This is a genomic window from Nesterenkonia alba DSM 19423 (assembly GCF_000421745.1).
Classification (GTDB): Bacteria; Actinomycetota; Actinomycetes; order Actinomycetales; family Micrococcaceae; genus Nesterenkonia; species Nesterenkonia alba.
Window position 1 is genome coordinate 1 of the sequence record NZ_ATXP01000026.1, and the last position, 7,215, is coordinate 7,215.

Genomic DNA, 7,215 nt, shown 5'->3' on the forward strand with positions numbered 1-7,215 from the left:
GCCTGGGCCCGCCCCTTGGGTTGGCGCATCCGCCGACGTAGCTGCTGGCGGGCGTGATCCCGGTTCCACCCGGTCACCTCAACCAGCTGATCCAGGATCCTGGACTTATCCTTCTTGCCCGCGGTCTGGTAGGTAGCGGCGTATTTCTTGGTGATCTCGACCCTGGCGGCCAACGAGACGTCCTTATCCGGCATACCCCATCGTCGCCGAATCCCACCCCCAAAACTTGCCGGGGACATTTGCGTGAGGCACGGCCCCTGACTACGCGGGGACTTTCCATGAGTCTCGTCGCGCCCTGGGCATCGTCAGGCTGCGGCGGTAGACTGGGAGTTCAGGAACGGAGGAACAGCCGATGAGCCAGACCATCCTGACCGCCCCTGCCCCGCAGGCCCGGCCGGACTACACGGGAATCTCCGATGCCATGCTCTACGACATCGCCCGCCACAACGCCTCGGTACTGTCCGCAGGACTGCTGAACCTGGCCCGCAACGCCAAGGACGATGAGGACCGCGGCCACTGGGTCGCCAGGCGTCGCCTCGTGAAGCAGCAGGCGCGCGTGCTGAACCCGGAGGATCGGGCCGAGATCATCGCGCAGAACGAGGTCTGGCGACTCGAAAACCTCGCCCTCCCCGCCACTGCATGACCGAAACGGTCGGCAGCAGCGCCTGGCTGCGCCGGGTCTTCGAGGAGGAGGCCCGGGATGACCTGTTCGCAGGTCACGCCCCGCAAGAGCAGCCGGTGCTCGTGCTCCTGGGCGGGCAGCCCGCGGCGGGCAAGACCCGCGCCCAGCACGCGATCCTCGCCGAGCACGCCGCGGATGATCTGGTCGAGATTACGGGAGACGACCTCCGCGAGTACCACCCCGACTTCGGCGGCTCGCGACCCGGGCCCCGTTCGAGATGCCCGCGGCGACCGCTCCCGTCTCCGGCGGCCTGGTGAAGCTCGCCCTGGATCACGCCCTGGAGCAGCGGTACTCGGTGTTGTTGGAGGGCACCTTCCGCGACCCGGCCATGGTCACCGGCACCGCGACCCGGTTCGCCAAGGCCGGATACCGGGTCGAAGTCGTTGCCGTCGCGACCCCGGCTCCGGTGTCGAGGCTGTCGGCCGAGATGCGGTCCCTCGGCGACGGCCCGAACGAGCCCGGCCGCTGGACACCGCCCGAAGCGCACGAAACCGCCCTCGCCGGGTCGGCCGGGGTACTCTCCGCTCTTGAAGCGCTCCCGCACATCGCACGCGTGCGGGTGTTCTCCCGCGAAGCCCCGCTTTTCGACAACCATCGGGATGTCGCTGGGGGCTGGGAACGGGAGCCGGTCGCCGCGCACACCCTCCGGGAAGAGCAGCAGCGGCCGCTGTCGCCTGGCATGGCCGCTCAGTGGTTGAAGGACTACTCAGCCGTCTACGCGCGAGCGAAACAGAGACCGGGCTACCTCGGCGCGCAGACCGCCCCGACATATGCTCGCCTGCAAGACGACGCGGCGCAGATGCTCCGTATCCTCTCCGGCCGGGCGATGGCACCGGAGTTCCTGCTCCACGAGCATCAGCGCCGCCAGCTCGATCTGGAACATCGCCTCCCTTCCGGCACGTTCCCGCCCAGGCCACCCCGCGACCTCGGACAACCGACGACGGGCGAGCGTCACGGTGTCGACCAAGGAGGCCCGAGCCTCGGCAGATGAGGGAACGCGCCCGGAGCCAGCCGTTCCATGTGCGAAAGCGTGCTGTCTCGCCGCGCAGACCTACAGGCTGAGGCCTGGCCCCGGCCGGTGAGGGGTCGCGGGGTCGTGGGCGCGTGTCGTGTCACGCAGTTGCCGGGCTCGCGCTTCCCGTGCCTCCTTCGCAGCCTTGACAGCGGCGGCGCGGGCGTCGAGGTACTGCCCGGCCTCCGTGGGAGTCATCGCGGTGAGCTTCGCGGCTTCGGCGCGGTCGCGCCGCGCTTTCGCCGCCCAGGTGGCGGCGTTACGGGCGGGCATGTTGAGTTCAGCGCGCACGGGGTCGGTTCTGACGCGCTCGGCCCCGTAGACGAGCGCGGCGAGCCGCTGTCTCGCCCGCCGCTGCTCGGCGTCTACTGCTGGGAGGCGTTCACGTGCAGCGGTCGCGTTCCGGTCAGCTCGGGCGACGCGCGGATCGGTGTCCGTGCGGCGGGCAGCTGCGGCGTCTGCCCACTGCTCGATGTTCCCCGTGTCGAGCGTGCTCGGGTTTCCCCATTCGCGGGTGAGGTGGGCGCGGGCGGCAGTGAGTTGGTGCTGTGCGGTGGCGTGCTCTTTCCGGGCGCTCCGCCGCGCGAACAGCCCCGCCGTCCGCATGCGCCGCCCGGCCTGTTCCTGCGCGTCGGCCAGGCGCAGGACTCCCTGTGCGTCCGTCAAGGCCGCTGCTCGGAGCGGGCCGTGGATGCTCTCGCGCAGCTGCTCAGCAGCCTGGGTCGCCGCCTGCGCGATGGCTTCGACCTCGGCACGTTCCTGCTGGTGCCGCGCGCTGAGCCGGTCGAATCGCTCCGCGAACTCCGCGAACCGGGCGGCGCGCTGCTCGGCCTGCTCAGCACGCTCGGTCAGGCGTCCGATCACCGTGCGCACCCGCCGCGCCGGGCCGTCCGCCACGAGGCCTGCGACTGCTTCGGCGGCGCGCTGGGTGGCGTCTTCAAGGCCGCGGTCGGCGCGGTCGCGTTCCATCGCCGCCACGAATTGCGCCCGCGCGTCAGCTTGGTTCTCGGCCACGGCGTGCAGCAGGTTCGTCTCGCGCCCGCGCGTCATGCCGACGTAGACGCTCGCGGCGCTGGCCTGGTCGGTGAGGAGCGTGTGCGACCCGGTGACGGTCGTGCCCTGCACGCCGTAAGAGGTGGCCGCATAGGACAGGTGGGCGTGCTCGGCCACATAGTCGGCAGGGAGGCGGACGGTGCGCTGCCGCTTCCGCCCGTTCCCCACCTCGCGCACCCTCAGCGATCCGTCGTCGGCGACGTGCTGCACGATCCATTGCTGCCGGTTCGCGACGCCAATGCTGGTGTTGTTCTTGCGGGTTTGGATGAGGTCACCCGCGCCGATGGGGAGGCCGTCGCTGCCGTCCACGGTCGCCGTGTCGTCGACCTCACCGCGCGCGACTCGTTCGTCACGGATACTCGAGTTCACGGTACGGGCCTCATCGTTCGTGCTGACGGTGACCGCTTCGCCGTCGTGCCGGTAGCGGGCGATCTGCTCCCTGGCCTCGTCGCTGCTCGCGTGGAGGCGCACCAGCCCCAGTGCTGCGAGCTGGTCGAACACCTCGCCGGGGCTCTTCCCGTCGCGCATCCGCAACGTGAGGTCGGCGTAGGCGGGGTCGGTGAAGCGGTGCACCTCGGCCATGTCGAACGTGCGGCCCCGGAGCTGCACGGCCATGTCGAGTACCCCGCCGCGCCCGATGGCGGCGAGCTGCGCGCGATCCCCGACCAGCGCGACCGTCGCCCTGGCTTCGGCGCACACCGTGAGCAGGGCGATTGCGGTGTCTTGGTCGAGCATTCCGGCCTCGTCCACGATCACCCGCTCACCGCGGGCGAGCCGAGCATCCTGGGAGGGGCCGCGATAGGTGCGTCCGGTCTCGGGGTCGGTGTCGCCCGGGGCGAGGCGCGCCCATACGCCGTCGTCGTTCCAGCGCCACCCGTGCGCGTGTACGAGTGCCGCGACGCTCGCGGCGGGTACGCCGAGTTCTTCATGCGCGACCTGCGCGGCGCGCAACGTCGGCGCCAGCACCCGCGACGCCCTGCCGTGTTGCGCCGCGACTTCGATTGCGACGCCCAGCATAGTGGTTTTGCCTGCGCCTGCTGCGCCCTCCACGATCACGAGCGGATCGGGAGATGCGACGGCGGCAGCAGCTTGCTGCTGTCCGGCATCGAGGCCGCGCGCCTGCGCCGCCTCGCGCACGTCGGGGTGCTGCGGTTCCCGCTTCGGCACTCGGGCGGCGATCAGGTCGCGCAGCTCGGCCTCGGCCTGCACGACGCGCACAGAGGTGAGGTGCGCCACATGCTCGGGTGTCGCAGCGCCAGGGGCGAGCACGGAGAAGCAGTCTTCCAGCGCCAGCCGCGTCGCGACGGTGATGAGGTCGCGCAACTCCTGACCGGTGGCGCGTACCCCGGCCTCGGTAATGATCTGCGTGGCGTGCTCCTGCACGGTGTGCCGCGTCCACGCCGAGCTGCCTGCCGCGCAACGGTCAAGTGCGCGCGATGCGATCTGCTGCACCGATAGCTCATCCAGCGCAACCGGCTCGCGGGGCGTGGCCCGTCGCAGGGTCGCGGGGTCGTATCCGGCCTCTCGGAGTTCGGTGAGCCAGGCCTCCTCTTCACGCAGGGTCGTGGGCTTCTTCGCAGGCCGCTCATGCGCCCACGCCTGCGCCATCAACCGCGACGAGACGACCGGCCCCATCGTCTCGCCGGGATGCGCGGCCTCCCATTCGGCTTCGAGGCGTTCCAGGTTCCGGCGCACCTGCTCGCCGCGCTTACTCATCACGTGGTTGTACGGCTCCAGTTCGACCACTTCACCAGTGACGGGATCGAGGGTGAGGTCGTGCCGATCCAGTACCTCGGCAAGCTCAGGATGCGCGGCGATCACCGCGGTGCCGAGCGCGCGGATCGCACCCTGCTGCCGGAAGACCGCGGCCGTATCGAGCGCCCGCCACTTCCCGGCAGCCCACACCCTCGTACCGATCTGCATGTGAATATGCCGGTGCGGGTCACCGGCCCGAGAGGTGCGGTGCGTGATGCCGACCACCTGCATGTGCTCGACCGGCACCACCTCCTGCTTCCCGCGCGGGCCGACCCGCGTCACCGAATGCAGCGCCAACCACCGCCGAATCTCCGCCAGAGCATCCTGCTGCGCACGATCCAGCGCCGCCGACACCTCGGGGTGCAGCGCTGCGGCGATCGACAGCGACTTCGGGCCATTGATCGTCATCTCCGCGAACCTGGGCGACCCCAAGCGATCCTGCCCGGCAAGACGCGGCTTGCCCATCCGCTCAACCGTATCCGGGTGGATCCCGTCCACCCACCCGGCGTACTCCTCGTTCGACAGCGGCCGAACCGTCACCGCCATTCCGCTCGCGTCGAGCACGGCGTACTCGATGCCCGCTCCGTCGCTGAGGTAGTAGTCATCGGCGCGACTGCGATCGGCCTCGACATAGCGCATCGCGTCGGCTCCGGTGCCCCGGAACAAGATCACGCCGCCATGCATGAGAATCACCATCCGATGTTTCTACTACAGAAACTAACGTATCTACCACGGTAGCATACGTTCATTCATAAGAACAGGGTGAGATCTCAGACATAGCTCCGCATCAGGACATCGTGGACACGGCGGAGTTGTAGCGGACGAAGTTGATGTGCTTAATTCCGGGTTCGGGAAGTCGATACTTGGCGATGATTCTCCAGAGAGCCGTGCCGGCCGTATCAGCGGTGGTGCGGCGTCCCTCGCCGCATGCCCTTTGCAACGTCGGCGACTATGGTCCTGGCGTTGATGCTCGGCGCCGTAAGGTAAGTTCGCCTGGGGCGACCAGCACACAACGCTCCCTCGTTCTCCGCTTCGGTGCAGTCTCGGCCATGATGTGCTGGCAGATGCATCGCGCAGCCCGCTCACATACTCGTCCAGAGTGCTCTCGCTACAATAGGTTTGTGTTCCAAGCCCTCCGAACTGCCCGCATGACGCGGCGACGTTTGACGATGAGGGCTACGACGCTTCTCCTCGCCACCATCGTCGCCGTCGTGGGCCTCTGGTGCGCGAGCCATGCGGATGACCTCGGGCTCACCGCGCCCGCGGCGACTGCGATTGCAAGCCCAGTAGGCGTAAACGGCGAACACGTGGTCGATACCTCGGCGGAAGCGGTCGGGGACGGTTCCATGGTGATCGGGGTCGTCACCTGCATCCTCGGGCTCCTGTGCGGGCTCGCTTTGGCGACGTTGTTGTCTTTCGCGCTGCGTTTCCGCCTGGTGCGTTTCCAGCGCCGGCGACCGCTGCCCGGCCCTATCAACTTCTCCTCGGCGTTCGACCGCCACGGACGGCGTCGCATCGGGCTGCTCGAACTGAACCTCCTGCGAATCTAATCGCTTCTCACGCTGCCCTGTCGGGCAGGCACGGGCCGGCATGTCCGCCACTGCCCGCGACCACGCGTTGAGGAACGAGGAGAACCTAGAACTTGAGGACGTCGAAACGAACGATCCTGCTGAAAACCGCACTCGTGGCGACCACCGCGATCAGTCTCGGGCTGATCGGCTGCACGGCCGCCACGCCGCTCGCCGAACGGTACCAGCAGGACAACGAACGAACCGGAAGCGCCGACGGGCGGATCGTCGAGATCCCTGTCGATGAGCGCGGAGCGCCCGTGAGTTTCACCGGCACCACCGAGTACGGCGACCCGATCGCCAGCGACGACTACGCCGGTCAGGTGTACGTCGTGAACTTCTGGTACGCCGCCTGCGGGCCCTGCATCGTCGAAGCCCCGATGCTCGAGGAGATCTGGCAGAAGTACCAGGATGACGGTGTCGGTTTCCTGGGCGTGAACATCTACGACCAGCCGGCGACCGCGGTCGCATTCGCCGAGGACAATGGCATCACCTACCCGAGCGTGATCGACGTGACCGATGGCCGCGTTAAACAGGCCTTCGCCGGGGTCACCCCGATCCAAGCGACGCCGACCACCCTCGTGCTCGACCGGGAGGGGCGGGTGGCCGCCCGCATCATCGGCCAGCTCGAATCCGCATCCATCCTCGACGTGCTCGTCTCCGACGCCCTCGAGGAGACGACATGAATCCCAGTGATCTCGTCTTCGACGGAGCGCTCTGGGTAGGCGTCCTCCTCGCCGTGCTCGCCGGGTTCGTCTCCTTCGCGTCCCCGTGCGTGCTGCCGCTCGTCCCCGGCTACTTCGGATATCTCAGTTCCGCTGTCGCCTCGGACGGGAGCATCGGGACGGCGGCTGAGGGCACGGTCGCGCAGCGCCGCCGCCTGTTGCTGGGCGTGCTGCTGTTCATTGCTGGGTTCTCTGTCGTGTTCGTCTCCGTCACCGTGCTCGGCGGGGTTTTTGGCCGGGTCTTCATCTCTTACGCCGACATCGCCACTCGCATCCTCGGCGCCGTGGTCATCCTCATGGGGCTCGCGTTCGTCGGTGTCTTCCGTCGGGGGGTGCCTCTATGGTTTTCGTCAAGCTGCTAGGGCGTGCCCGGTTCTGCCTCTGATGGTTTCGGGGTCTTGGTAGAAGGTCCCGTCACGC

General features: G+C 68.5%; 7 protein-coding genes and 1 pseudogene. 6 read left to right on the forward strand and 2 right to left on the reverse strand.

Features of this window, described 5'->3' with window-relative positions:
* A pseudogene (locus H578_RS0111815) lies at positions 1–194 on the reverse strand (hypothetical protein); the annotation flags it as partial.
* A gap of 158 nt (positions 195–352) precedes the next feature.
* Between H578_RS0111815 and H578_RS0111820 the strand changes: the two are divergent.
* Genes H578_RS0111820 through H578_RS0111830 form a run of 3 tightly spaced genes read left to right on the forward strand, consistent with a single transcriptional unit; the run spans position 353 to position 1,673 of the window.
* On the forward strand, positions 353–643 hold the full coding sequence (locus tag H578_RS0111820) for a hypothetical protein (protein WP_022873884.1): 291 nt from the start codon (positions 353–355) through the stop codon (positions 641–643).
* On the forward strand, positions 640–939 hold the full coding sequence (locus H578_RS16740) for a zeta toxin family protein (RefSeq protein ID WP_022873885.1): 300 nt from the start codon (positions 640–642) through the stop codon (positions 937–939). The genes H578_RS0111820 and H578_RS16740 overlap by 4 nt, the downstream gene beginning before the upstream one ends.
* Entirely contained in the window at positions 936–1,673 is a 738-nt protein-coding gene (locus H578_RS0111830) for a zeta toxin family protein (RefSeq protein WP_033420657.1), read from the forward strand. The genes H578_RS16740 and H578_RS0111830 overlap by 4 nt, the downstream gene beginning before the upstream one ends.
* A gap of 60 nt (positions 1,674–1,733) precedes the next feature.
* Here H578_RS0111830 and mobF read toward each other — a convergent pair whose 3' ends face one another.
* On the reverse strand, positions 1,734–5,198 hold the full coding sequence (gene mobF / locus H578_RS0111835; protein WP_245554982.1) for a MobF family relaxase: 3,465 nt from the start codon (positions 5,196–5,198) through the stop codon (positions 1,734–1,736).
* Positions 5,199–5,623: 425 nt separating this feature from the next.
* Between mobF and H578_RS0111840 the strand changes: the two genes are divergently transcribed.
* From H578_RS0111840 to H578_RS15120, 3 genes are all read left to right on the forward strand, one after another.
* Entirely contained in the window at positions 5,624–6,052 is a 429-nt protein-coding gene (locus tag H578_RS0111840; RefSeq protein WP_245554983.1) for a hypothetical protein, read from the forward strand.
* Positions 6,053–6,144: 92 nt separating this feature from the next.
* Positions 6,145–6,756 carry a TlpA family protein disulfide reductase gene (locus H578_RS0111845; RefSeq protein WP_022873889.1) on the forward strand — a complete coding sequence of 204 codons (612 nt, stop codon included), beginning with the start codon at positions 6,145–6,147 and terminating at the stop codon, positions 6,754–6,756.
* On the forward strand, positions 6,753–7,157 hold the full coding sequence (locus tag H578_RS15120; RefSeq protein ID WP_022873890.1) for a cytochrome c biogenesis CcdA family protein: 405 nt from the start codon (positions 6,753–6,755) through the stop codon (positions 7,155–7,157). The genes H578_RS0111845 and H578_RS15120 overlap by 4 nt, the downstream gene beginning before the upstream one ends.
* Positions 7,158–7,215 lie beyond the last annotated feature (58 nt).